Source organism: Streptomyces sp. NPDC093586, assembly GCF_044764905.1.
Classification (GTDB): Bacteria; Actinomycetota; Actinomycetes; order Streptomycetales; family Streptomycetaceae; genus Streptomyces.
In genome coordinates this window covers 9,620-10,609 of record NZ_JBIWJA010000075.1, presented here as the reverse complement: position 1 = coordinate 10,609, position 990 = coordinate 9,620, and the positions used below count along the sequence as shown (strand labels likewise).

General features: G+C 70.1%; 1 protein-coding gene. It reads right to left on the bottom strand.

Annotated features, from left to right (window positions below; all coding sequences use genetic code 11):
• Positions 1 to 102 precede the first annotated feature (102 nt).
• Positions 103 to 990: tetratricopeptide repeat protein (locus ACIRFH_RS36095; RefSeq protein ID WP_403530677.1), on the bottom strand; the 888-nt coding region annotated here is incomplete at its 5' end.

Below are 990 nucleotides of genomic sequence, written 5' to 3'. Positions count from 1 at the left end.
TAAGCCGCAGACTCGCCCGAGAAAGCACCCCGAACTGGCGCGACACCTGAAGCTCGAACCAAACAACCCTGCCGGGACAAAACGCTCTTTTAGCCTCCGCGGTCACAATGATCTAGGCGACTCATCTCCCTCAAACTTTGTATGGGTAAGGTTCGCCTGGACGGCCCTGGTGGTCGGATGCTCCTCTCCCAGTACCCGCACGCAGTTGTTGAGAGCCTGCTCGTACAGGGGGATGGCACGCGCCAGATCACCCGCTGCGGCGTAGGCGCCGGCGAGGTTGTTGCGGGAGGCCAGGGTGTCGGGGTGGTCCTCGCCCAACACCCGCACCCGCTCCCGCAGCGTCCGCTCGAACAGCGGGATCGCCCGTTCCAGATCACCCGCCTCCTGGTAGGCGTAGGCGAGGTTGTTGCGGGAGGCCAGGGTCGAGGGGTGGTCCTCGCCCAGCACCCGCACCGCATCGTCCACCGTCCGCTCGTACAGCGGGACGGCCCGTTCCAGGTCCCCGGCCGCGCGGTAGGCGCCGGCGAGGTTGTTGCGGGAGGCCAGGGTCGAGGGGTGGTCCTCGCCCAGCACCCGCACCGCATTCTCCACCGTCCGCTCGTACAGCGGGACGGCCCGTTCCAGGTCCCCGGCCGCGCGGTAGGCGCCGGCGAGGTTGTTGCGGGAGGCCAGGGTGTGGGGGTGGTCCTCGCCCAGCACCCGCACCCGCTCCCGCAGCGTCCGCTCGTACAGCGGGACGGCCCGTTCCAGGTCCCCGGCCGCGCGGTAGGCGCCGGCGAGGTTGTTGCGGGAGATCAGGGTGTCGGGGTGGTCCTCGCCCAGCACCCGCACCCGCTCCCGCAGCGTCCGCTCGAACAGCGGGATCGCCCGTTCCAGATCACCCGCCTCCTGGTAGGCGTAGGCGAGGTTGTTGCGGGAGGCCAGGGTCGAGGGGTGGTCCTCGCCCAGCACCCGCACCCGCTCCCGCAGCGTCCGCTCGTACAGGGGGAT